Raw genomic sequence first — 23,588 nt, 5'->3', positions numbered from 1 at the left:
GGCGATCATGGAACAGATCAACAAAATGCTCGGGGCCGGCGAACCGATGGTTCGCAGCATCTTCCGCATCATCACGGGCCTGCTGATGTTTCAGTACGGCGTGGCAAAGCTCCTGAAATTTCCGGCGGGGACGATATTCGAGAAAGTCGAGCCGTTTTCAATGTTCGGCTTCGCCGGCATGTTCGAGCTGACGCTTGGCGGATTGTTGATCCTTGGCCTGTTTACGCGCCCGGTCGCGTTCATCCTGTGCGGCGAAATGGCGTTCGCCTATTTCATCGAGCATTTCCCGCGAAACTTCATCCCGCTGTTGAACGGCGGCAATCTCGCGATCATGTTCTGCTTCGCCTGCCTCTATCTCGCCTGCGCCGGCGGCGGGCCGTGGAGCCTAGATGCGATCATGCGCGGGAAGCGCTGAGCGCATGGTTCGTGATTGCTGCGCCAACGGGTCGCGCGAATGCGCGCCCGATGACAGGCTCCGCGAAGCAATCCAGGGCCGCAAAGGAAAACCGGATTGCTTCCGCCTTCGCTAAAAAAGCTACGGCGGACAGGTCGTCGCTGGCGCTGCTCGCACTGACGGTGGAACTGCTCAGCCCGGTACCTTCAAATCCAGCGGCACCGCCGCCTCGTATTTCGAGTTATGCAGCACCAGCGAGGTCCTGACATTGCGCACATGCGGCGCCGCCGTCAGATGGGTGACAAAATCCTGAAACGTCGCCATATCCGGCGCCACGCATTTCAGGATGAAGTCGACCTCGCCTGACAGCATCCAGCATTCCCGCACCAGTGGTTCCGCGCGCACGAACTCCTCGAATGCGCGCAGATCGGCGTCCGCCTGGCTGGACAGATGCACGGAGGCAAACACCGTGACGTCAAAGCCGAGCCGGCGCGGATCCAACAGCCCGCGATAGCCCTGGATGTAACCCTCTTCCTCCAGCGTTCTCACCCGCCGCAGGCAGGGCGGCGGGGAAATACCGACGCGTTTGGCCAGTTCGACGTTGGTGATTCGGCCGTCGGCCTGGATTTCGCTGAGGATTTTGAGGTCGATTTCGTCAAGATTCTTCGACACGCGGTTCCGGGTCCTGGGCTGGCAAGGTTTGCTGGAGATAACGGCAACACTCTTAGCCCAGCGCGGCTGGCTTGCGCAATTTTATTGCGCGTGCGATGCGACATTTACCGCAACTTCGGGGAAAATCCGCCGCCTTGTATTGCAATTCTTGCATAGCTCGCCAGATGTCTTAGACTTGGATTTGACACTTTCAGCGCCATCGCGATGCCTTTCCGGGCGCTTTCCGTTCAAACGCTGACGTAATTCCCTTAAGAAAGGGACCTGCTCCATGCCTGCCGCGATCCATGCCAAGGTTGTCATCATCGGTTCCGGCCCGGCCGGCTATACCGCAGCGATCTATGCGGCCCGCGCGATGCTCGAACCGGTCCTGATTCAGGGCATCCAGCCCGGCGGCCAGCTCACCATCACCACCGACGTGGAAAACTATCCGGGTTTTGCCGACGTCATCCAGGGCCCCTGGCTGATGGAGCAGATGGAAAAACAGGCCGCCCATGTCGGCACCAAGATCGTCACCGATCTTGTCACCAAGCTCGAACTCGGGCAGCGGCCGTTCCGGCTGACCTGTGACAGCGGCGACGTCTATCTGGCGGAAACGGTGATCCTTGCCACCGGCGCGCAGGCACGCTGGCTCGGCATTCCCTCCGAAGAGAAATTCAAGGGTTTTGGCGTCTCGGCCTGCGCGACCTGCGACGGGTTTTTCTATCGCGGCAAGGAAGTGATGGTGGTCGGCGGCGGCAACACCGCGGTCGAGGAAGCGCTGTTCCTGACCAACTTCGCCTCGCGGGTGACGGTTGTGCATCGCCGCGATCATTTCCGCGCCGAGCGCATCCTGCAGGAGCGCCTGTTCAAGCATCCCAAGATCAAGGTGGTCTGGGACAATGCGATCGACGAAATCCGCGGCGATGAAAATCCCGGCAAAGTCACCCATGTCCGGCTCAAGAACGTCAAAACCGGCGCCCTGACCGAGCTGCCGGCCGACGGTGTCTTCATCGCCATCGGCCATGCGCCGGCGACCGACCTCGTGCTCGGCCAGATCAAGCTGAAACCATCCGGCTATGTCGAAGTGGCGCCGAACTCGACGGCGACCTCGGTGCCCGGCCTGTTCGCCGCTGGTGACGTCGCCGACGAAACCTACCGGCAGGCCGTTACCGCCGCCGGGCTTGGCTGCATGGCTGCCCTTGAAGCCGAACGCTTTCTCGCCCTGCGCGCCAGCGATCGCATGGCTGCGGAATAATATGGCTCGAAACTAATCATGGCTCGAACTCGCGACGGATTTACTGAAATGGATTGGGACAAGCTGAAGGTATTTCACGCAGCGGCGGAAGCTGGCAGCTTCACGCATGCTGGCGAGCAGCTTGGCCTGTCGCAATCGGCCGTTTCGCGGCAGGTGAGCGCGCTGGAGCAAGAGCTGTCGGTATCGCTGTTCCACCGCCATGCCCGCGGCCTCATCCTCACCGAACAGGGCGATCTGTTGTTTCGCACCGCGCATGACGTTTTCATGCAGTTGCAGGCGGCACGCGCCAAATTGACCGACAGCCGCGAACGGCCGAGCGGCGATCTCAAGATCACGACCACGCCGGGTGTCGGCATCAACTGGCTGATCCCGCGGCTCGGCGAGTTCACCGCGCTTTATCCGGAGATCCGGATTTCGCTGATCGTCACCGACGAGGAACTCGACCTTTCGATGCGCGAGGCCGACGTCGCGATCCGGACCCGCAAGCCGACGCAGCCTGACCTGATCCAGCGCAAATTATTCGCGATGGGTTTTCACGCCTATTGCTCCCCGGAATACATCAAGCGCTTCGGCACGCCGCGCACGCTGGACGAGCTCGACGCGCACCGCATCATCACGCTGAGCGACGGACAGGTCGCGCCGCATCTGCAGAATCGCAACTGGCTGATCGAGGCCGGGCGCAACGGCACCGGTCCGCGCGAAACCTACTTCAAGGTCAACAACATCCTCGGCCTGGTGCGTGCCTGCCAGCAGGGTCTCGGCATCGCCGCGCTGCCCGATTACCTGATCGAGGAAAACAACCGCCTCGTGCAGCTGTTCAGCGAGTCCGACTCAATTCAGCTCGATACTTATTTTGTTTATCCCGAAGAATTGAAGACAGTTGCGCGCGTGCAGGTGTTCCGCGACTTCGTGGTCAGCAAGGCGCAGCGCTGGCCTTCCTAAATCGCCGCTGCACAATCCCCCGGTCTCCGCATGACTGACATGCGGCTCGGACGCTTGCCGCATCGTGCGGATGGGGATCATAGTGTCTCCACGCTGAGCATTCGCGTCGCGCATTTGTCCCCCTCCTCCAGTGGCGCGGACGCTCAGTAATCCCTCTTGGAAGGTGATTGTGTCGGCCTCACGTGGCCAATACCTTAAGCCGGGCTCTCTTGGGCCCGGCTTTTTTTTGCTCTTTTTTCGCGCTCGATGCCGCGGCGTTTCCGCCCTGATCCGGGATCATTGACAGTCCGGATGTCATCGATCATCATTTTCCAATGATCACGAATTCGTGCACAGCGATCTCGAAAAAAGCTCCCCTTCCGGGGACTGGAGATCGACGCGCGCGATAGACTTCTCGCTCACAACCGATCCCAAAACCCCGCCGTCTGGACGGGGTTTTTTATTGTCCCGTCTCCGGCTCAAACCTTAGGAGATGGACCCATGACCAATCTTTCAAGCGCTGACCTTCGAAGCCAATTGCAGGGCCTGTGGCTGCCGCTTGTCACACCCTTTCGTGATGGCGATCTGGACGAGACATCGTTGCGCCGGCTGGTCAGGCACTACGCCCGTGGACCAGTCGACGGATTGGTGCTCGCCGCCACCTCGGGCGAAGGCATGGCGCTCGGCATCGCCGAACTTGAGCAAGTGGTGACGCTGACGCGGGCCGAGATGGCCGACATCAGACATTACATGCCGATCTGCTTGGGACTGTCAGGCGCCAGCACGCTGAAGATGCTGGATCAGCTGGATGAAACGGCGGCCTGGCCGATCGACGGCTACCTGATCTCGAGCCCGTATTACGTGCGGCCCTCGCAACGCGGCCTGCTGCAACATTTCAGCGTGCTTGCCGATCACGCCTCATGGCCGATCGTGCTCTACAACATTCCCTACCGGAGCGCCGTCAACCTCAGCAACGAGACCCTGCTCCGTCTCGCCGAACATCCTAATATTGTGGGACTGAAGGATTGCGGCGCCGACCGCGCGCAGTCCATCGACCTGTTGCGGCGGCGCCCGTCGGGCTTTCGCATTCTGACCGGCGAAGACACGCAATATTACGACGCGATTTCAGACGGCGCCGACGGCGCGATCCTGCTGTCGGCCCATATCGACACCGAGGGTTTTGCTTCGGTGCGGACGCTTTTCAGGGAAGGTAACCGCGACGCCGCGCAGGCACGCTGGGAGAGCATCTCCGATCTCACCAGGCTGTTGTTCGCAGAGCCAAGCCCGGCGCCGGCCAAGTATTGGCTGTCGCGAACCGGGCTGATCGACAGCGCAGAAGTGCGCCTGCCGATGGTGGAGGTGAGCGCAGAACTAGCGGCGCGTCTCGATCTGGAAATCGAACAAAGGTGTCGTGGGGTTGATCGATTGCCGCGACGAGCGCAAAGCTAAATTTTTGCGCCTTGCAGGACCAGAAGCAATGTTCTCGATCGTGACCTATACCGATGGCCATTTCGATGGAGTGGACGCGCTTTGGCGGGAAGCCTTCCCGAACGACACCGCGTGGAATGTCGCCAAAACATCCATTCCCGAAAAACTGAAAGTCCAGCCGGACCTCTTGTTGGTCGCCGTCGAATCCGGTTCGGTCGTGGGATCCATCATGGCCGGATATGACGGACATCGCGGCTGGATCTCGCGAATTGCGGTTGGCAAATCAAGCCAACGCCAGGGGATCGGGGAAGCTTTGATCCAGGAGGCCGAAAGGCGCCTAGCGGCGCTCGGCTGCATCAAGGTCAACCTTCAGGTCGTGGCTTCGAATGCAGCCGTGCTGGGCTTTTATCAGAGCCTTGGATACGGCGTTGAGGAGCGCATCAGCATGAGTAAGCGCCTCCCATAGGCTTCATCGGGCAGCGCAGCACTAGTCCAGTTTGGTGCGCGCCAGCCGCAGCGCGTTGCCGATGACGCTGACCGACGACAGCGCCATCGCGGCGGCGCCCACCGTTGGCGACAACAGGATGCCGAACACGGGATAGAGCACGCCGGCGGCGATCGGAACGCCGGCGGCGTTGTACAGGAATGCGAAAGTGAGGTTCTGGCGGATGTTGCGCATGGTCGCGACCGACAGTCGCCGCGCCCGCACCAGCCCCATCAAATCGCCGGTCAACAGCGTCACGCCGGCGCTCTCGATCGCGACATCAGTACCGCTGCCCATGGCAATGCCGACATCGGCCGCGGCCAGGGCCGGCGCGTCATTGATGCCGTCGCCAACCATCGCGACGTTGCGGCCTTCGCGGCGCAGCCGTTGCACCACCTCGCTCTTGCGCTCCGGCAGGATGCCCGCCTCGATCTCGTCGATGCCGAGCTGCCCGGCCACCGCACGCGCGGTCGTGAGGTTGTCGCCGGTCAGCATGACAATGCGCAGGCCGTCATCGCGCAGCGCCTGCAACGCGGCTTGCGCCGATGATTTGATCGGATCGGCGATGGCGATGACGGCAACGGCGCGGCCGTCGATCGCGACATAGATGGCGGTTGAACCCTGTTGCCGCGCGGCCTCGGCGGCGCCGTCGAGCGCTTGCGTTGCGATCTTCAGCTCGCCCATCAGCATCGCGTTGCCGAGCGCCACGGCCTTGTCGCCAACAATCCCGGTAGCGCCCTTGCCGGATGGCGAGGTGAAATCGCCGGCTTCGCTCAGGCTTAGATGACGTTCCTTCGCGGCGTTGAGGATCGCCAGCGCCAGCGGATGTTCGCTGCCGCGCTCGACACTGGCCGCCAGCCGCAGCACGTCGTTTTCCGCGAAACCTTCGGCCGCGATGATCCGGACCACTTTCGGTCTGCCTTCCGTCAAGGTGCCGGTCTTGTCGATCACCAGCGTGTCGATGCGCTCAAACTGCTCCAGCGCCTGCGCGTCACGGATCAGGATTCCCGCATGCGCACCGCGGCCGACGCCGACCATGATCGACATCGGCGTCGCCAGCCCCAACGCGCAGGGACAGGCGATGATCAGGACCGTGACGGCCGCGACCAGACCGAACGTGAAACGTGGCTCCGGCCCGAACATCATCCAGGCCGCAAATGCCAACAGCGCCGCCGCAATCACCGCCGGGACGAACCAGCCCGCGACCTGATCGGCGAGCCGCTGGATCGGCGCCCGCGATCGCTGCGCCCGCGCCACCATGTCGACGATCCGCGCCAGCATGGTGTCGTGGCCGACCTTGTCGGCCCGCAGCACCAGACCGCCGCTCTGGTTGACGGTGCCGCCGATCACATGATCGCCGCCGGCCTTCGACACCGGCATCGACTCGCCCGTGACCATGGACTCGTCGATGAAGGAGCTGCCTTCGGTGACCACGCCGTCGACGGGAATCTTCTCGCCGGGACGGACCCGCAACAAGTCACCGACCACGATGTGCTCGAGTGCGACATCTTCATCGCCATGTGCGGTGATGCGCCGCGCGGTTTTGGGCGCAAGCCCGAGCAGCGCGCGGATGGCGCCGGACGTGCGCGCCCGCGCCCGCAATTCCAGCACCTGTCCCAGCAAGACCAGAACCGTGATGACGGCCGCCGCCTCGAAATACACCGCGACCGCGCCATGCATGTCGCGGAAGGCGGGCGGAAACAGTTGCGGCGCCAGCGTCCCGACCACGCTGTAGATAAAGGCCACGCCGGTGCCCATCGCGATCAGCGTGAACATATTGAGATTGCGGGTGACCAGCGAACGCCAGCCGCGGACAAAGAACGGCGCGCCCGCCCACAGCACCACCGGTGTTGCCAGCACCAGCGAGATCCAATTCGACCACAGCGGCGGCACCAGATGCATCAGCCCGAGATGGCTGCCCATCTCGATCACAAACACCGGAGCGGTCAGCGCCAGCGCAATCCAGAATCGCCTGGTCATGTCGATCAGTTCGGGATCGGGCGCATCATCGAGCGAGACCTGTTCGGGCTCGAGCGCCATGCCGCAGATCGGACAGCTCCCGGGTCCTACCTGCCGCACCTCGGGGTGCATGGGACAGGTGTAGATGGTGCCGGCCGGCGCCGCCGGCTCGGCCTCGCGGGGGGTGAAGAATTTTTCCGGATCGGCTTCGAAACGTTCGCGGCAGCGCGCGCCGCAGAAGAAATAATCCTGCCCGTTGTACGAAAAACGATGCTTTGCGGTCGCAGGATCAACCCTCATGCCGCAGACCGGATCGATCGCAGCCGCGGTTTCGACGGCTTTATCTTGATGGCCATGATGTCCGCCGCAGCAGGCGTTGGCCTGCGCGCCGCTCGCATGATCGTGGGATGTCTCGTGACCGTGCGAAGGCGCGTGGTCATGAGCGTGTTCTGTCTGCGCCACCGAATACTCTCCTGGCCTCTTGAAATAGATACCCTAGGGGGGTATATGACCTGCATGCGAGCAGAGATCAAGACCTCCTGCCTGAAACGGCTGAAACGAATTGAAGGCCAGATCCGCGGTCTCGCGGGGATGGTCGAGGACGACCGCTATTGCATCGACGTGGTGACGCAGATCGCCGCGGCGAAAACCGCGCTCCGCCGCGTCGAGGAGGAAATCCTGCGTGACCATGTCGCCCATTGCGTCGAACACGCGATCAATTCGGGCGACAAGGCGGATCAGCGCCGCAAGATCGCGGAGTTGATGGACGTGGTCAGCCGGGCGGACCGCTGACGGCAGCCTTCCTCCGGGCGATCATTGGTGTGGTTAATGATTGGTGGCCGCGATGCTTCAAAGCCGAGCGATGCCATGGCCGTAACTTTAAAATTTGAGCCTTATTGACCCCCCCATAACAAAAACGGGGGAAACAATGACCACTTCATACAAGCACGATAAGCGGTACCCGATTTGCGAGCGGGTGCAGCGGACCCAGGACGTTTTTCTGGTCTCGTCATTCGCGCTGTGGGCGATGCTGCTCGGCTTCGCGCCGGTTCTGACCTATCGCGTCCTGTTCGGTTGATATGACGCGCGGGCCGCTCGGTCCTGCTTCAATCAGAACCGAGGCCCTGTCTTTTAGTTGACGCATTTCTGTAACGCGAACCGGGATCCAGCCTGGATCAGGTCCGGGGCAGGCTTACGCGCAAAGCCGCGATCGCGTGGTTAACCCACGGTAGCACCTGTGATCAAATGCGAGCGAAATCGGGGCAGGCATTTTAAAGTTCGACGCGTACACATTCCCCTGCAACAGCAGAACGCAGGGGCGTCGTGAATAATCGCAACAAACCTTTCCCTGACCAACAGGGCTTTACCAAGCAGGACATTCTTTGGGCGCTTGGCATCTGGTCGGTGATCCTGAGCCTGTCGCCAGTGATCGCCTTCTACGTGCTGATGGTGAACTAAAGCCTTCGGTTCTTTAATCAGAACAGAGGCTACAGATTCTGGCTTGACGCGTTTTCTTCACGCGAACCGGTGTCCACTTCGCTCGAAAACGCTATGGCAAACAACGAAAAACGCGCGGACCCCGCGCGTTCGTTGCCGACATCAGAGTCGGGCCGGATCAGGCCGCCTGCTTGTGCATCGCGCCGCTGGCCGACGACGAGCCGCGGATCGCCTTGACCGAACGTTCGATCGCCGCCCAGAGCTTGCTGATCTCGGCTGCCGCACGGCCTTCCGCGGAATATTCGCGGGCACCTTCGCCCTGGGCGAGCGCCATCAACAGATCGGCACGGTTGGTGATCTGGCCACCCCACACCGGCGCACGGAATTTGGCCAATGCCTCGCGGGCGATGGTGACGATCGGGCTTTCGGCATCGTCGCGGCGAGCCGGCGCGCCGTTGATCACGACCGCATAGGGCTTGCGCAGCGCCCGGCAGGTTTGAATCGTGTCCTGCACCGCGTTGACGTCGAACACGCCCGGCCGCGCCGGAATAATCACCATGGTTGCATTCTTGATGGCGTCTTCGACGACAGCCGACGTATTCGGCGGCGTGTCGATGAAGACCCACTCGATGCCATCGCGCTTGGCGGCGGCGACAATTCCGCTGACGGAATTGATGGCGGATTTGATCGGCGGTTCGTTGGTGCCGCGCAGCTTGTGCCACAGCGTAAGCGACCCCTGCGGGTCGGCATCGATCATTAGACAGGGCTTCGTTGACTTATGCACTAGCGCCGCGAGATGAGCAGCCAGGGTGCTTTTGCCCGAGCCACCTTTACGCGATGCGAAAACAATGACGTTCATACCTTGGCCTCCAGATTGACCCCGGCGCAAAAATGAATCAGCGCGCTGATTCGCGAAAGAAGAATTTGGAGTCAATGATGGCGAATGCGCGGATTTGTGCAGGCGTTGGCTTTTGAGTCACACCGTGCGCCGCAGCAGGAGAGACAATCGAATCCGAAAAGCACTTTGACAGCAGGCATTGCGGAATTCCGCGCGTGCTGACGCTCAATCGGTGTGCATTCTGCACTCTACCTGTCCGAGTATCGGCAATACCCGTATGACGAGCGAACAAAACGAGTCCGCCAAGTGATCGGCGCGCCTCCAGAGCCAATGCAGAGAATCCGATCCAGCTTAGCTGAGTGCAGACTCATCGCTATCTGTTTGTTTGGACGTGATCTTTGCCAAAATCCGATTTTCGTTTTTTGGCATCGTGACTTACGAAGCCAATCGCCTGGCTCCTTCCGGGGCGCGCTGAGCCGCAAAGAGCGGCCGTCAATGCGCCGCCCCGGAATGCAAGTGTGATCTACTTCACATCATTCCAATTTGCGCCATTGAAGCGCTGCAGCTGCATGTAGGTGACGACGCGATAGTCGGTCGGCGAGGTGTTGATGCGGCTGTCCGGCAGCAGAAGCCCGAGGTGGAAGTCGCGCAAATTCGCCGCCTGCTTCATGATGTTCTCCCGCGTCAAATTGTCACCACACTGCCTGAGCACCTGCTCCAGCGTCTGGGCCACGCTGTAGCCGGCCACCGTAAGGCTGTCGTTGATATCGGTGCCGGGCATGTTGGTCTTCATCCACTCGGTCCAGGTCTTGACGTCGGGATCATTGGCCCATCTGGGATCGGTGACGTCCTTCATGAATCCGGCCGTCATGATGCCCTTGGACTTGTCGAGACCGGCGGGCCTGAACGTGGCGCCGACCGACGCTGCGCCGAGATGCAGATAGGTCTCCGGCTTCCAGTTCAGGTCGTACATTTTCGTAATCGCCTGCGCGGCCTGCTTGGCATAGGTGAACAGGAACAGCGAGTCGGCGCCGGAATTCTGCAGGATCACCATCTGGCTATCGATGGTCGGATCGGTCGACTGAAAATTCTGCGCGCTGACGATCATCTTGTCGGCGTCCTCGCCGAGACCTTCCTTCAGGCCATTGAGGAGATCCTTGCCGAAATCATCGTTCTGGTAGAGCACGGCGATTTTCGGCTTCGGGTTATGCGCGAGCAGATTCTTGGCATAGAACTTTGCTTCATCACGCAAAATCGGCTGCCAGCCCATGGTCCAGGGGAAATGCGCGGGGTCGTTCAGCGCGGACGAGCCGGCGGCGGGGAAGAGCTGCGGCACGCCCTGCTTGTTGAGGTAAGGCCGGATCGCCATGTTCAAGGGCGTGCCGAGCACGCCGAAGATCAGCGCCACCTCGTCGCCTTCCACCAGGCTGCGCACATTCTCCACCGCCTTGGGCGGCGAATAGCCGTCGTCGCGGCTGATGAAGGTGACCTTGCGGCCGTTGATGCCGCCCTTGGTGTCGTTCAGCCATTTGAAATAGGCCGCCTCAACCTTGCCGAGCACGCCATAGGCCGAGGCCGGCCCGCTATAGGCGATGGTCTGGCCGACCTTGATCTCGGTATCGCTGGTGCCGGGACCATATTGCTTCTGCGCCAGCGCCGGTTGCGCCAATAGAGCGAGCGCGACACCGAACAGAATTATCCTGCGAACGGACATTGAGCTTCCTCCACATTTTTTGTTGTGGAGGAAGTGTGAGTGACCAATCCGATGTTGGCAAGCAGAGTGCGGCTTGAATCGCCGGCGTCAGCGAATGCTGCGCCGCGGTCAAGTGGCGTCGCGCTTGACCGGCTTTTTGAGCTGATGCGGCCTTGTATGTTTTCGCACCGTCGCCGGCTTGAGGTTGAGCGGTGCGCCGGTGTCACCCTGCACCACATCAGGCTCCGGCCCGGACCTGAAGAACGCCTGGCAGCCCGGCGAAAGCTGCTCCTTATTTCTGATCATGCAGACGGTGACACGATCGACATCGGGAATCTCGGAGCTGCACAAACGAAAAGCATCGCCGCTGCAGGCCTGCTGCTGTTCGGGCGTGTAGGCCTCGCTCACTGCGGGCCACAGCGCCGTCAATGACAGCGCCGTGACAAACAGCAAACCGAGCTGGAAATTCCTGGAGCGAGCGACAAGCATGAAACCCCCGACCTGTTGAGGTCGGGATTGTCGGTGAGCGACGGGCGATTGGCAAGGACCGCCCGGTCGCAGTTCGCCACGGATTTAGCGGCGTGAGCTCAGATAGCGCGCACGCGTGACATCGTGGCAACAAGTGCTGGCGATCCTGCTATTCCTTGACCACGCGCACCGCGCCACGCGCGGCGCTTGTCGTCAGCGCGGCATAGGCCTTGAGCGCCATCGACACCTTGCGGCTTCGCTTCGCCGGCTTCCATGCCTCCGCTTTGCGGGCCAGCATCGCCTCGCGGCGTTGCGCCAGGGTGGCGTCATCGACCAGCAGGCTGATCGAGCGCGCGGGAATATCGATCGCAATGCGGTCGCCATCCTCCACCAGTCCGATCAGGCCGCCTTCCGCCGCCTCCGGAGACACGTGCCCGATCGAGAGACCCGAGGTGCCGCCGGAAAAGCGGCCGTCGGTGATCAGGGCGCAGGCTTTTCCGAGCCCCTTCGATTTGAGGTAGCTGGTCGGGTACAGCATCTCCTGCATGCCGGGACCGCCGCGCGGGCCCTCATAGCGGATCACGACAACGTCGCCAGCCTTGATCGTGCCGCCCAAAATGCCTTCGACCGCGGCGTCCTGGCTTTCGAATATCCGTGCTGGCCCGGTGAATTTCAAAATGCTCTCATCGACGCCAGCGGTTTTCACGATGCAGCCGTCGAGGGCAAGATTGCCGGATAGCACCGCGAGACCGCCGTCCTTTGAGAACGCATGCTCGACATCGCGGATGCAGCCTTTAACGCGGTCGGTATCGACCTCGTCGAACCGGCGGTCCTGGCTGAACGCCACTTGCGTCGGCACGTTGCCGGGCGCCGCCTTGAAGAAGGTGCGGACATTCTCGCTTTTGCTGCGCCTGATGTCCCAGCGATCCAGCGCATCGGCCAGCGACTTGCTGTGCACCATCGGCAGTTCGCGGCTGATCAGGTTGGCGCGGTCGAGTTCGCCGAGAATGGCCATGACGCCGCCGGCGCGGTGAACGTCCTCGAGATGCACGTCCGGCACCGAGGGCGCCACCTTGCAGAGCACCGGCACCCGGCGCGACAGGCGGTCGATATCCTGCATGGTGAAGGGGATCCCGCCTTCATAGGCGGCGGCCAACAAATGCAGCACCGTGTTGGTGGATCCGCCCATCGCGATATCGAGGGTCATGGCGTTTTCGAACGCCTTGAAGTTCGCGATCGTGCGCGGCAGCGCCGTCTCGTCGTTCTGTTCGTAATAGCGGCGCGCCAGATCGACGATGAGATGGCCGGCTTCGACGAACAGCCCCTTGCGGTCGGCATGCGTCGCCAACACCGAGCCGTTGCCGGGCAGCGCCAGGCCCAGCGCCTCGGTCAGGCAGTTCATCGAATTGGCCGTGAACATGCCGGAGCACGATCCGCAGGTCGGGCACGCCGACCGCTCGATGACTTCGACCTCGGCGTCGCTGATCGAATCGTCGGCGGCCGCGACCATGGCGTCGACCAGATCGAGCGACCGCTTTTTGCCCTTGAGGCTGACCTTGCCGGATTCCATCGGGCCGCCCGACACGAACACGGTGGGAATGTTGATCCGCAACGCGGCCATCAGCATGCCCGGGGTGATCTTGTCGCAATTGGAGATGCACACCATGGCGTCGGCGCAATGCGCGTTGACCATGTATTCGACGCTGTCGGCGATGATCTCGCGCGACGGCAGGCTGTAGAGCATGCCGTCATGTCCCATGGCGATGCCGTCATCGACCGCGATGGTGTTGAACTCCTTGGCGACGCCGCCGGCGCCTTCGATTTCCCGCGCGACCAATTGCCCGAGATCCTTGAGGTGGACGTGACCGGGCACGAACTGCGTGAACGAATTGACCACGGCGATGATCGGCTTGCCGAAGTCCTCGTTCTTCATCCCGGTGGCGCGCCAGAGGCCGCGGGCGCCCGCCATGTTGCGGCCGTGGGTTGTGGTTCGGGAGCGGTAGGCGGGCATGGTCTGTCCTTTTATGGATCGAGGATAGTATATCCGGAATTTCGAGGCTGAGGCCGTGTTCTAGACGGCGGCTTCTGCCGATTGAACGCGGTTTGGCGCAGAGGGGCTATGCAGCCGCCCGCTTGCGCCCTTCGGGGATGAGCTAATGCCTTACATCACGCGCACAAGCTGCATCGCGGCCACCAACGCTGCGACCGAAAGCACGACCGACGTGATCATGTAGAGGCCCGCCGCTACCAGTTCGCCGCGCTCCATGAGATAAAAGGCATCGAGCGAGAACGTCGAGAAGGTGGTGTAGCCGCCGCAGATTCCAACGGTGAGAAAAATCCGCACCGCCTGCGGCAAATCCCATTTGAGCGCGAACAGGCCGGTGAAGGCACCGATCAGGAACGATCCCGTCACATTGATGATGAGGATGCCCCAGGGGAAATTCGTGCCGAACGCCCGGCCCGCGCCGATCGCAACCAGATAGCGCGCGACCGAGCCGATGGCGCCGCCGATCGCGACCGCAAGAATGAATTGCGGGTTCATCGCTGCCGCCTTCCGATCGCGAGCCACTCGGCAATGCCTGCCACGAGCCCGGCAGCGAAGGTCGCCCCGACAATCCCGCCCGGGGCACCGAAGGCGCGGGCCACGATGGCCACGAGCCAGATCGACCCCACCAGCCATGCGGCGATCGAAAGCGACGGCGGCAACGGGGAACGAGGTAAAAGAGAAGGTGGTAAGCCAATCATCACATCAGCCCTTTCGTTTTGGGGGCATGACGAGACTGGCAGCAGACGTGCTTCTACCAGCGCTCGCGCGCCCGGTAGAAGTCATCAGCCATTCGGCGGTTATCGGGGGACTTCATCCCCATCCTCGAAGCCGGAAGCGTAAATGCGGCTCCGTTTAGGCGCAAGCTCAAAGGATGGGCTTGCCGTGTAAGCGCGATAGCGAACTGGACGAGCCCCGCTGTGGGCGAGAAATTTAGCGGCGCTTGCCGAATACAGGCGGTCCAGCTGTAGATGATGGGCTGGGGCTGGCCATGCTCGGCACAGGGGCGTTAGCAAGTTCGCGCATCCGCTCTGCGATTAATCTTTCGACTCGCTTGTCACGGGCCTCGGCCCGGAGTTGCTCATCCAGTTCTGTCCCGCGAGCGGCTTCCGCTTTGCGCTGTCCCGTTATCCCGCTGCCGTTCTTATTCAGCTTATCCGCAATCGACCTGCGCTCACGCGTCATCAAGATCAGGAGCAGGATCAGACCGCCTATCGGGGTGATGCCGACAGAAAGTATAAACCAACGCACGAACGATCTGCCGCGGCTGCGCGCCAATGCGCCAACGAGAACAGGAAACAAAAGAAAAAGTAGAGCGATCATGGTGGCCGCAACCTCCTGCTCGATGCAGCTAGCATTCGGAGGTGGGGATACGGTGAAATCGCCCCCTAAAATTGTCCGATCTCCGCTCGGAGACCCTTAGCGCGACCGCGGGAGGTACTTGCAATCCCTGGGCGCTGGACGTTTAGTTCGACATTCGGCGCGCTGTCTCGCGCTAAGCCAGACTGATTAAAATCGGCTGGGCGTTATTGAAATCCACGCGATTATCGTTTCTCAAATAGCCTCTTAAAACGCTTCTATGTTTGAGAACCAAAGAATAGCAGCGTGACGGCCGTGAAGCCAAGCCGGAACACTTGTCGAAAAATGCGACCTATCATTGAAATAAAATGTTTCACATGATTCGATTCAAAACCAGACACCGTTCAATATTGAACAGCGCGTCATTGACTCGCACGCTCAAGCTGAGCCATCACCGTCCCACCACCAGGTATTCCCGGTGACTGAGAGTGTTGTGCTCCCGCCTGCCGAGGGACGCGCCATGTCAGCACTGTCCGATTTCACGTCCATTCCGCGGGCTTATTGCCCGAATTGCCGATCGGAAATGATGCTTTCCCGCATTTTGCCGACGCGCACGGCGCTCGACTTGCGCACGTTCGAGTGCGGTAAATGCGCCCACGTTGAAAAAATCATCGTCGAAGTTGACCCTATCAAATCTCATGCGCTTGGTTGGCTTCTGGGAGAACTTAGGCCACCCGATTGAGGCGATACTGCTTCGACGAATCCACGCTGCAACAGCGCCGGACGCGGGCTAAGGGATGTCATCGCCTCATGCCGTCTGGCGCGGAGTGGACGCCATTCGACATCGGTTCGATCAGCTTCTCCAAGCGCCGCGGCTCGCACGGCCAAGCTCCTCATCAAGCGAGAATGCCGAGCGCATCATCCGGATCGACTGCCGTCACCCGGAACCGTTTGGCGCACCGCGACTTGGTAAATCATGCAGACATTCGAGACGACTGATTCAAAAGTCGCGAGACGCTGCCGCTATGATCAACATCGCGGGCAGAAAACCGCCTTGACCGTCAAGGGATCGCTGATCACGGGATTGGTCCATTCGGTCATGGAAGTTAAGTCCAGCAATTCGACGCGATGGATCATCACAATCGCTGCCAAGCCGGGCGTCGCAGCCTAACCGAAGCGAGCACGCTTTATTTGGTTGTCAGCCATCGGTTGATCTCGGCGGCAGTGCGCAGACGCCCGGCTTCCCTGAGCGCAGAACGTCGCCGTTCTCCCCGAGGCATCTGACGGGCTTCCGCAATAACCTCCGTCGCGCGGTCGTCCCAGACGCGGCTATCAGGTGGTGCCTGTGTCGTTTGTTCCATGGTCATTACCCCTATGCAAGGGAGTTAAAAAGGTGCCCGGACGCTTCGGTGGCGACTCTCACCTGGTGAACGTGATTGCACTTCGGGCACTCAAACGTGCGGAAGTCGAACCCCGTGCTCGCCGGCATGACGCGCGCGAGCATCATGGGAGCATGGCATCCGGGGCAAGCTGGCCGCTCGATGTGAGCATTGACGTTGTCGGGAAAAAAATGGGATTTCTGCATGATGCTTCCCTCAAAGAGGCGGGAGCGCAACACTCTCAGTCACCGGTAATGTGCCTGGTGAAGTAGCGGTGATGAGCCAGCATTGATCATCGCGCTCCGGCTCGCTGTTCTGTATTGACCGGTTTTTTGGCGGATCATGGGACTTGCTCAACAAGCACTTTCAGCAATCATTGCGATTTTAGACAATTGACAGAACCGGCTTACTTCCGTGGCCTCCCACGTTTTGCAAAGATCAATCCCCGGTCGTCCGCGCTGCGACGAAGCTGGCCGGCGTTTTTCAGCGCGGCCGTTCGCTGCGGCCCCGGTGGCATCGCCCGCGCTTCCTCGATCGCGTCGAGCGCCTGCGCTGCGCTCGGATTGTCGAATCCAGAAGGTGAATGCGCTCAGATTTTATGGGCCGCACGCAATCTGGAAAGATGTCGGGCAACGGTTGCTTGACCAGACCTGCACCAATCGCACCGGCCGGCATGAGGAAGACGGATGCTGGCCGGACTCGATCAGGTGATCGGCGCAGTGGCAGAAAGCTTTCAGCGCCGATGGTTGGCGTTCGATGATGTTGAGAAATATCTTTCCGGCTCGACTTATTTGCGGAGCCGTGTTCGCCATAACAACCAGACCGACTGGCTTTGACCAGGCGCAAATGGATTTCCAAAGTCTGTGGACGTCCATCGGAGCCAATTCTTAAAGAGCCGGTGAAACAATGGAATGTGAAAGTGATCGGCGTGCATCCCATAGACTTCGCGCTGCGTCCGGTTCCAGCAGGACAGCAATAGCGCGCGATACGGCGGTTCCTCGTCAGCACTAAAACGGTCTAAGCAGACGCGAGCTTCCGCGGAAGATTTTTTGCCTTCACGAAGATCGGCGAGTAACTCATAATAGCGCCGCTTCATCAATGAATGGGCTCTAGCTCGGTTTGAAAGATCGAAGGTCAGATCAAGAGCGCCGAACAAAGCTGCTCCCGCTCCGAGAAAGCCCTTGAGCAGGTTTTCCTGATGATCGCCTTCTCTCTTTGGAATGAGGTCCGCGAAGGCCGCCGCGCCTAAGACAATCACGGCAAACATGAACCAACGATGTGTCGTATCGAGGAAGCCCTCGCGCGCACCATGATAATGGGCATTCATGATGCAACTAACGCGCTCCGCGCTGTCTAGCGTTTCGGCGGCCAGGGGTCCGTGTGCCGGGTCGGACGTCCCTTCTCCTCGTTGATCCGCCCCGGTACTTCGTGCGGGCGATCCTCCGGCGTCCTTGTCGGCCTCGGGTCCGGACGCTGCTGAGGCCGTGGCTCCGGCCTCGGCGGCTCCCTCGGCTCCCGCGCTGCTTGCCATTCTGCTGCCTTCTCAAGATCCGCTGATGGGTTCACGCTTGCCGCTCCCTTTGACCACGCGAGAGGACAATCATTTCTATCTTTTGGTGTGTCAATCGGGAAAGCCTCCCAAAGGTGTACCTTCCCCTGATTGATGCAGACCGATCTCGACGCCCTGCCCGGTTATTTTCCGCTGTCGTAAGATGAGCGAGAAGGACTGAGCTCTGATCAAGAGCCGCGCTGTCTCTGGATCGCGCGGTTTTTTGTGCCGAGTGCAAGCCTTCGCATTCGCTAAGGTCTTCGCTAAGCGATTTTAGCAAATCCACGATTTCGGACTTAACTATTGACTGGCTGGTACAGTTGGGTGGGCTCGAACCACCGACCTCCTGTTCCACAGACAGGCGCTCTAACCAACTGAGCTACAACTGCATCCGTTGCCGGCCCTCTCGAAAAGGGGGTGCCGAACGGGGCGGAAACTAGGTGCAACGCCCGGCTTTGGCAAGGCCGGGAATGGCAATGTCCGCATCGTCTTGCGACGCGGTCGTGGCTAAAGCAAACGCCCCGCCAATTCGTGACAAGACGCAAAACAAACAAGCCCGGGCTTGTCGCCCGGGCCTGTTCGAAACGAAAGCCTTTGGAGGTTAACGGGCTTCCAGATCAGGCAGCCGGCTTGAACAGCTTCGACGCGTTGGCCTTGATCGGCTCGGCGCTCTCGGTCGCGACCTTCTGGGTCAGCTCGGCGAGTTCCTTGGTATGGGCGGTGAGCGATTCGAACGACTTGCGTGCGTGCGTGGTCCACAGCTCCATCGCCTCCGAAGGCGACTTCACGCCGACCAGCGCCTGGGCGAAGTCGAGGTTCGCGCTGGCGGCTTCCTTCATCATCTCCATCACCTTGGTGGAGTATTCCTTGGCGCCGGTGCTGAACACCGAAAACACCGCTTCGATGGTGCCGTTATGGGTTTCGGCGGCGTCCTTGAACTTGGCGTAGTTGTCGCGGGCCTGCGAGACGCCCTTTTCGGCGAACGCACGCATCTGCTCGGGAACTTCGAACGGGATAACGGAGGCGGAGAAAGGATCGGAATTAGCCATAGGCAGCGTCCTTCGCGAGGGGTGAACCGGTGTGACCCCTGGCGTACGCGGCAGGGAGCGTCGAGCTGGAATCACGTAGCGGGAGTTGCCCTTTCGGGCTGGCACTACCCAACACCCATATCATGTCAACATTGTGCAACGCAAAGCAATCTGCGGTGCAATGCCGCAATTTTAACGCGGTTCCGATACGTATTTCGTCGCAGATAGGGCGGGCCGTCCCGGCCGCAAACTGGGCCGGGAAGCCGCCTTTCTGCGCCCGAAGGCGTTCAGCCGTCCCCTTTCAGGGGCGAGTTCGCCTCAGTGTTTCGGCTTGGCGGCGTCCATCGCGGCCCGGCCGACGATCTGGCCCATTTCACTGGCCTGCTCGGCCAGCGAGCGCATTTGCGCCTGCACATAATCGCCGTGCAGCCGCATCACTTCGGTCAGGTCCTTGGCGTGCAGCAGCGCCTGCGCATAGTCGAGCGAGGCCTGCACGTTCTTCTCGGCATAGGTAAGCGCCTTGGCGCTGATATCCTTGGCGCCGGCGCGAACCGTCGCGCCCCGCTCCTCGATCGTGCCCGCCGTCTGCTGTGCGGTGGCGAGGAATTTCTCGAAAGCATTGCGCGCCTGATCGAAGCTCGCCTCGGCCATCGATCGCATTTCCTTCGGAATCTCGAAACGCCCGTCTTCGCTCATGGTCGCACTCCTGTCGTGCTGAAGGAGCCATTCACGGCCCCGGTTCCTCGCTCGCACCCAGCCTTGAAATTATCCGGAAACGACTTCGCCGGTGTGACGTTGTCTTCCAGTATCCTGATCGTGAACCTTTGCTGGCGGTTTTCAACACCTCAACGCGAAAGCCGGCTCGATGGTTCAGACGGATTAAGGTTATCGCGCCTCAGACCATCGTCGCCGCTGTCAAGACGTGGACCTGGCGCCTGCCCCGCGCGATACTATCGGTCCGTTAAGGCTGTCACCGTCTGGCCGCCGATCCCTGAAGCCATCGTCGGAGCCACGCGACAGCTGCCGGTCATGTCAATCCAATGAATAATCTGGAATTCCAGTTGCGAGGCGTCGGCGATCCGCGACTGGCGGTACATGCAACGAGCGCGCTGCCGGCATGGCTTTGGTCGGTCGACGGCACGCGGGTCCTGTGGGCCAATCCGGCCGGCGCGAGGCTGTTCGGTGCAGCCAATAGCGTTGCGCTGGCCAAAAAGACCTTCGGTCCGGCGGACGCGCAGCGGCGTCAGGTGGCCCAGCTCGCAAACCGGCTGCCGCCGTCGGGCGCGATCCGGCTGGAGCGGCTGCGCGGCTTTGGGGCGGCGCTCGGCACCCTCATCACCTGCGGCTGCGCCAAGCTCGATTTCGCAGACGGCAGCCGTGGCATCCTGGTCGCCGTAGCCGAACCTGTCGGCCGCGCCGCGATGCCGCTGGTCGAGCGGCTGCAGCGGCTGGTCGAAGGCATCGATGCGCCGATCGCGGCTTTTACCCGCGAGGGCAGGTTCATCGGCGCCAGCGACGCCGCGCGATTGCTGCCGGGTTTTCGCGATCTCGCCGATGCGGGTCTTGACGAGAGCTGTGTTGGCAAAGCGCGCAGCAATGCAATCAAACATGGCTACGCCGAACTGCCGCCCGGCTTCGGCCGCCTGGTGCTGCAGCGCGTCGGCATTGGCGCGGATGCCGGCCTTGTCGCCCTGATGGCGACCGGCATGGCACCGGCCATGGAACCCATCGCGCCTAACAACAAGCGGCCGGCGATGCCAAACCAGGCCCCGGCCGCATTTGCATTGTTCGACGAATTTGCCGATCCTCCCGCCGAGGCCGCCGAAATCACGCCGGTCGAACCGGAATCTCAACCGGCGCCGGAATACAAACAGCCCGCGATGTCGGGCGAAGCACCTGCCGAGTTTGCATTGATCGACGAATTCACATCGCCTCCCGCAGAGACCAGCGACGCCACGCCGATCGAGCTGGAATCGCGGCCGGCGCCCGATTACGAACAACCGGCGATGTCGGGCGAAGCGCCGGCCGAATTTGCATTGATCGACACGCCGGCAGAACAGCCGGCGGAGCCCGCCGTCGAAACATCATCCGCCGAGGCAACGCCGGAAATGCCCGTGCCCGGCATTGAAGAGCCTGCGCACGAACCGTCGCCCTATGTCGAAGCGGTGGCCGATGAGCCGGAGGCTGCGATGCCTCCCGTCGAGGAGTCCTCCGTATCGGCGAACGAGGCCACGGCACCCGCGGATGACGCGTGCGTTTCGACGACGGCCACATTGTTGCCCGTCGAAACACCTGCATGGCTCGAGGAGTCCCCGCCCAGTCCACGCCTGCACCCGCTGCGCTTTCTGTGGCAGATGGACGCCCACGGCCGCTTTTCGCTGAGCGCCGGCGAGTTCACCGGTCTGATCGGCGCGCGCACCGCCGCACGCTTCGGCCGGTCATGGAGCAGCATCGCCGAAACATTCGGGCTCGACCCTGACGGCCGCGTCCTCAAGGCCTTCGCCACCCACAATACCTGGAGCGGCATCACCCTGGACTGGCCGGTCGATGGCGGCAGCCTGCCGGTGGAGCTTGCCGGATTGCCGGTGTTCGATCGTGCCCACAATTTCGCCGGTTATCGCGGCTTTGGTGTCTGCCGCGACCTCGACGGCCTGACACGACTGGCCGCGTTACGCCGCTATGAATCGCTCCACAACCCGCCGGCGCCGCAGGCGCTTTCGGCCGATATCGTCACCGCCGACCTTGCGGAGGAAGACTACGAACTGAATGCCGGCGTCGCATCGTCCGGTCCCATTGAATTGTCAGCGCCGATTGCTTCGGAGACTTCACCACCAACCCCTTTGGAAACAGCCGTGGAACCGCCCCAAAACGTCGTGCCATTTCGGCCGATCAGCGAGCCGAAATCGCCTGCCCTGACGCCGGTGGAAAACAGCGCGTTCAACGAGCTCGCGCGGCAGTTGGCCGAGCGGCTCGAGAAGGCCAAGCCTGCGATGACGCCAGTGGCCGAGACCGCTGAGGCCGTTGTCGATCAGCCGGCCAACGTCGAAGCCCCCGAGGTCAGCGAACAACCCGGCTGGCTGACGCAGCCCGAGCCGCCCCCGCGCGGCGAAAGCCGTCGCGACCGGGCGCTGCTCGATCTGCTGCCGATGGGCATCCTGATCTACCGGCTCGACCGGCTGCTCTACGCCAACCCGGCGTTCCTGGAGCGGATGGGCTATCACAGCCTTCACGCGCTGGAAGAGGCCGGCGGCCTCGACGCGCTCTATGTCGAACCCGGTGTATCGAACGCCAGCAGCACGTCGGATACCGGCACACCGGTGACGATATCAGCCACGCAAGATTCGCCGGAACACGCGCCGCCATCGACGACGGAGGCGCGCCTCCACACCATCGCATGGGACGGCGCTTCCGCGCTGGCGCTGATTTTTTCGCCCGCGCCCGCGCCGAGCAGCGACACTGTCGTTGCTGCGACCGAAGTGATCGCCGAGCCAGTCGCTGATCCCGAGCCATCACCCGTCGGCCACGCCAATGCCGAAGAGCTCGCCGCCATTCTCGACACCACGGCCGAGGGCATCCTGATGTTCGATGCCGAAGGCAACATCAATTCCTGCAACCGCAGCGCCGAAGCGCTGTTCGGCCATGACGGCACCGAGCTCGTGCAGCACAAATTCGACGAGCTGTTCGCGCCGGAAAGCCAGTCCGCGGTGCGCGACTATCTGGAAAGCATCAAGGGCGCCAATATCGCAAGCCTGCTGGAACAGGGCCGCGACGTGCTGGCCCGCGTGCGTGGCGGCGGGCTCATCCCGGTCTCGATGACAATGGGACGGACACAGGCCCAGGGGCCGAATTTCTTCGCGGTGTTTCGCGATCTTTCGCAAACCAAAAAGAGCGAGAGCGAGTTGCGGGAGGCCCGCCGGCTCGCCGATCGCGGCGCGAACGCCAAAGCGGACATGCTGGCGCGGATCAGCCACGAGGTCCGCGCGCCGCTCAACGCCATCCTGGGCTTTGCCGAAGTGATGATCGGCGAGCGGTTCGGCGCACTCGGCAATGAGCGTTACGTCGAATATATGAAGGACATCCGTGCGTCCGGCGAACGCGTGATCGCCATTATCAGCGACCTGCTCGACCTGTCGCGGATCGAGACCGGCAAGCTCGACCTCACCTTCGCCAGCCAGAACCTCAATGATCTGGTCGAGCAATGCGTCGGCGTGATGCAGCCGCAGGCCAATCGCGAACGCATCATTATCCGGACATCGCTGGCGCACACGCTGCCGCCTGTCGTCGCCGATGCCCGCGCGCTGCGCCAGATCACGCTCAACCTGATCGGCAACTCGATCCATCTCGCCAATGCCGGCGGACAGGTCATCGTCTCCACCGCCTTGTCCGACTTCGGCGAAGTGGTGCTGCGGGTCCGCGATACCGGCCCCGGCTTGAACGACAACGAAGTCGCGGCCGCGCTGGAGCCGTTCCGCACGTCAGCGCTGTCGGATCAGGCGTCCGACAATTCCGGTGTCAACCTGTCGCTGACCAAGGCACTGGTCGAAGCCAACCGCGCGCATTTCCAGATCAAGACCGGCGCGCATTCCGGCACGCTGATCGAGGTGCTGTTCTCGCAGTCGGTCGCGCGGGCGTAGCCCCTGCAAACTAAAGCGGCTGCGCGAATCTGTCGCGTTGGCCGCGTTGGTGGCAGGTATGGTTCTTGCTCCCGTTGTGCCGACCCGCGATCGCGGGCCTGACTGTCCGGCATTCGGAATGATTTGA

Annotated in this window: 21 protein-coding genes, 1 tRNA gene and 1 riboswitch; of the genes, 10 read left to right on the top strand and 12 right to left on the bottom strand. The window is 61.7% G+C overall.

Annotated elements, in window-relative coordinates; translation table 11 throughout:
• Nucleotides 1-7: 7 nt before the first annotated feature.
• A complete protein-coding gene (locus BLV09_RS29795) occupies nucleotides 8-415 on the top strand; it encodes a DoxX family protein (protein WP_174556576.1) in 408 nt (135 codons plus the stop codon).
• A gap of 171 nt (nucleotides 416-586) precedes the next feature.
• Here the strand turns inward: BLV09_RS29795 and BLV09_RS29790 are convergent, their stop codons facing one another.
• A complete protein-coding gene (locus BLV09_RS29790) occupies nucleotides 587-1,066 on the bottom strand; it encodes an Lrp/AsnC family transcriptional regulator (RefSeq protein ID WP_167558918.1) in 480 nt (159 codons plus the stop codon).
• A gap of 268 nt (nucleotides 1,067-1,334) precedes the next feature.
• Between BLV09_RS29790 and trxB the strand changes: the two genes are divergently transcribed.
• The 4 genes from trxB to BLV09_RS29770 all read left to right on the top strand — a co-directional run bounded on the left by trxB (nucleotide 1,335) and on the right by BLV09_RS29770 (nucleotide 5,115).
• Nucleotides 1,335-2,300, top strand: a complete 966-nt coding sequence (gene trxB, locus BLV09_RS29785) for a thioredoxin-disulfide reductase (protein ID WP_146689933.1) — start codon at nucleotides 1,335-1,337, stop codon at nucleotides 2,298-2,300.
• Between the two features lie 18 nt (nucleotides 2,301-2,318).
• The gene (locus tag BLV09_RS29780; RefSeq protein WP_167558917.1) at nucleotides 2,319-3,242 is read left to right on the top strand and encodes a LysR family transcriptional regulator; all 924 of its coding nucleotides are present in this window, start codon (nucleotides 2,319-2,321) and stop codon (nucleotides 3,240-3,242) included.
• Between the two features lie 480 nt (nucleotides 3,243-3,722).
• Nucleotides 3,723-4,670 (top strand): 4-hydroxy-tetrahydrodipicolinate synthase family protein, encoded by a 948-nt coding sequence (locus BLV09_RS29775; RefSeq protein WP_146689932.1) that lies wholly within the window; start codon nucleotides 3,723-3,725, stop codon nucleotides 4,668-4,670.
• Nucleotides 4,633-5,115 (top strand): GNAT family acetyltransferase, encoded by a 483-nt coding sequence (locus BLV09_RS29770; protein WP_244548847.1) that lies wholly within the window; start codon nucleotides 4,633-4,635, stop codon nucleotides 5,113-5,115. Before BLV09_RS29775 ends, BLV09_RS29770 begins: the two co-directional genes overlap by 38 nt.
• 21 nt (nucleotides 5,116-5,136) lie before the next feature.
• Here BLV09_RS29770 and BLV09_RS29765 read toward each other — a convergent pair whose 3' ends face one another.
• Nucleotides 5,137-7,554 (bottom strand): heavy metal translocating P-type ATPase, encoded by a 2,418-nt coding sequence (locus tag BLV09_RS29765; protein WP_146689931.1) that lies wholly within the window; start codon nucleotides 7,552-7,554, stop codon nucleotides 5,137-5,139.
• A gap of 54 nt (nucleotides 7,555-7,608) precedes the next feature.
• On the opposite strand from BLV09_RS29765, the gene BLV09_RS29760 reads away from it, so the two are divergent.
• The 3 genes from BLV09_RS29760 to BLV09_RS38520 all read left to right on the top strand — a co-directional run bounded on the left by BLV09_RS29760 (nucleotide 7,609) and on the right by BLV09_RS38520 (nucleotide 8,550).
• Nucleotides 7,609-7,884: a metal-sensitive transcriptional regulator gene (locus tag BLV09_RS29760; protein ID WP_100387445.1), complete on the top strand. Its 276-nt coding sequence runs from the start codon at nucleotides 7,609-7,611 to the stop codon at nucleotides 7,882-7,884.
• Between the two features lie 136 nt (nucleotides 7,885-8,020).
• Complete coding sequence (locus tag BLV09_RS37510; protein WP_167558916.1) at nucleotides 8,021-8,170, top strand: hypothetical protein; 150 nt, start codon at nucleotides 8,021-8,023, stop codon at nucleotides 8,168-8,170.
• 245 nt (nucleotides 8,171-8,415) lie between these two features.
• Nucleotides 8,416-8,550 carry a hypothetical protein gene (locus tag BLV09_RS38520; protein ID WP_283806798.1) on the top strand — a complete coding sequence of 45 codons (135 nt, stop codon included), beginning with the start codon at nucleotides 8,416-8,418 and terminating at the stop codon, nucleotides 8,548-8,550.
• A 157-nt stretch (nucleotides 8,551-8,707) separates the two neighbouring features.
• On the opposite strand, the gene BLV09_RS29755 is transcribed toward BLV09_RS38520, so the two are convergent.
• The 6 genes from BLV09_RS29755 to BLV09_RS29725 form a co-directional block, all read right to left on the bottom strand.
• Nucleotides 8,708-9,388 carry a ParA family protein gene (locus BLV09_RS29755; RefSeq protein ID WP_100385730.1) on the bottom strand — a complete coding sequence of 227 codons (681 nt, stop codon included), beginning with the start codon at nucleotides 9,386-9,388 and terminating at the stop codon, nucleotides 8,708-8,710.
• A 502-nt stretch (nucleotides 9,389-9,890) separates the two neighbouring features.
• Nucleotides 9,891-11,081: an ABC transporter substrate-binding protein gene (locus tag BLV09_RS29750; RefSeq protein WP_146689930.1), complete on the bottom strand. Its 1,191-nt coding sequence runs from the start codon at nucleotides 11,079-11,081 to the stop codon at nucleotides 9,891-9,893.
• Between the two features lie 108 nt (nucleotides 11,082-11,189).
• Nucleotides 11,190-11,549: a hypothetical protein gene (locus tag BLV09_RS29745; RefSeq protein ID WP_244548846.1), complete on the bottom strand. Its 360-nt coding sequence runs from the start codon at nucleotides 11,547-11,549 to the stop codon at nucleotides 11,190-11,192.
• A gap of 148 nt (nucleotides 11,550-11,697) precedes the next feature.
• Entirely contained in the window at nucleotides 11,698-13,539 is a 1,842-nt protein-coding gene (gene ilvD / locus BLV09_RS29740; RefSeq protein ID WP_146689929.1) for a dihydroxy-acid dehydratase, read from the bottom strand.
• Between the two features lie 150 nt (nucleotides 13,540-13,689).
• Nucleotides 13,690-14,070: a fluoride efflux transporter CrcB gene (gene crcB / locus BLV09_RS29735; protein WP_146689928.1), complete on the bottom strand. Its 381-nt coding sequence runs from the start codon at nucleotides 14,068-14,070 to the stop codon at nucleotides 13,690-13,692.
• Nucleotides 14,071-14,341: 271 nt separating this feature from the next.
• Nucleotides 14,342-14,402: riboswitch (Fluoride riboswitch) on the bottom strand.
• A 103-nt stretch (nucleotides 14,403-14,505) separates the two neighbouring features.
• Nucleotides 14,506-14,895: a hypothetical protein gene (locus BLV09_RS29725; RefSeq protein ID WP_146689926.1), complete on the bottom strand. Its 390-nt coding sequence runs from the start codon at nucleotides 14,893-14,895 to the stop codon at nucleotides 14,506-14,508.
• A 496-nt stretch (nucleotides 14,896-15,391) separates the two neighbouring features.
• Here BLV09_RS29725 and BLV09_RS37505 point away from each other — a divergent pair, with 496 nt between their 5' ends.
• Nucleotides 15,392-15,613 (top strand): response regulator, encoded by a 222-nt coding sequence (locus BLV09_RS37505; protein WP_167558915.1) that lies wholly within the window; start codon nucleotides 15,392-15,394, stop codon nucleotides 15,611-15,613.
• Nucleotides 15,614-17,037: 1,424 nt separating this feature from the next.
• Here BLV09_RS37505 and BLV09_RS29715 read toward each other — a convergent pair.
• The 4 genes from BLV09_RS29715 to BLV09_RS29700 form a co-directional block, all read right to left on the bottom strand.
• Entirely contained in the window at nucleotides 17,038-17,577 is a 540-nt protein-coding gene (locus BLV09_RS29715) for a hypothetical protein (protein WP_146689924.1), read from the bottom strand.
• 534 nt (nucleotides 17,578-18,111) lie between these two features.
• Nucleotides 18,112-18,188: transfer RNA gene (locus tag BLV09_RS29710), tRNA-His, on the bottom strand.
• A 228-nt stretch (nucleotides 18,189-18,416) separates the two neighbouring features.
• Complete coding sequence (locus BLV09_RS29705) at nucleotides 18,417-18,848, bottom strand: phasin (protein ID WP_146689923.1); 432 nt, start codon at nucleotides 18,846-18,848, stop codon at nucleotides 18,417-18,419.
• Nucleotides 18,849-19,145: 297 nt separating this feature from the next.
• Nucleotides 19,146-19,523: a phasin gene (locus tag BLV09_RS29700; protein WP_100385717.1), complete on the bottom strand. Its 378-nt coding sequence runs from the start codon at nucleotides 19,521-19,523 to the stop codon at nucleotides 19,146-19,148.
• A 344-nt stretch (nucleotides 19,524-19,867) separates the two neighbouring features.
• Between BLV09_RS29700 and BLV09_RS29695 the strand changes: the two genes are divergently transcribed.
• Nucleotides 19,868-23,461 carry a PAS domain-containing protein gene (locus BLV09_RS29695; protein ID WP_146689922.1) on the top strand — a complete coding sequence of 1,198 codons (3,594 nt, stop codon included), beginning with the start codon at nucleotides 19,868-19,870 and terminating at the stop codon, nucleotides 23,459-23,461.
• Nucleotides 23,462-23,588 lie beyond the last annotated feature (127 nt).

The sequence above is a fragment of the Bradyrhizobium canariense genome (assembly GCF_900105125.1).
GTDB classification, from domain to species: Bacteria; Pseudomonadota; Alphaproteobacteria; order Rhizobiales; family Xanthobacteraceae; genus Bradyrhizobium; species Bradyrhizobium canariense_A.
This window is presented reverse-complemented; position numbering and strand designations above follow the sequence as displayed.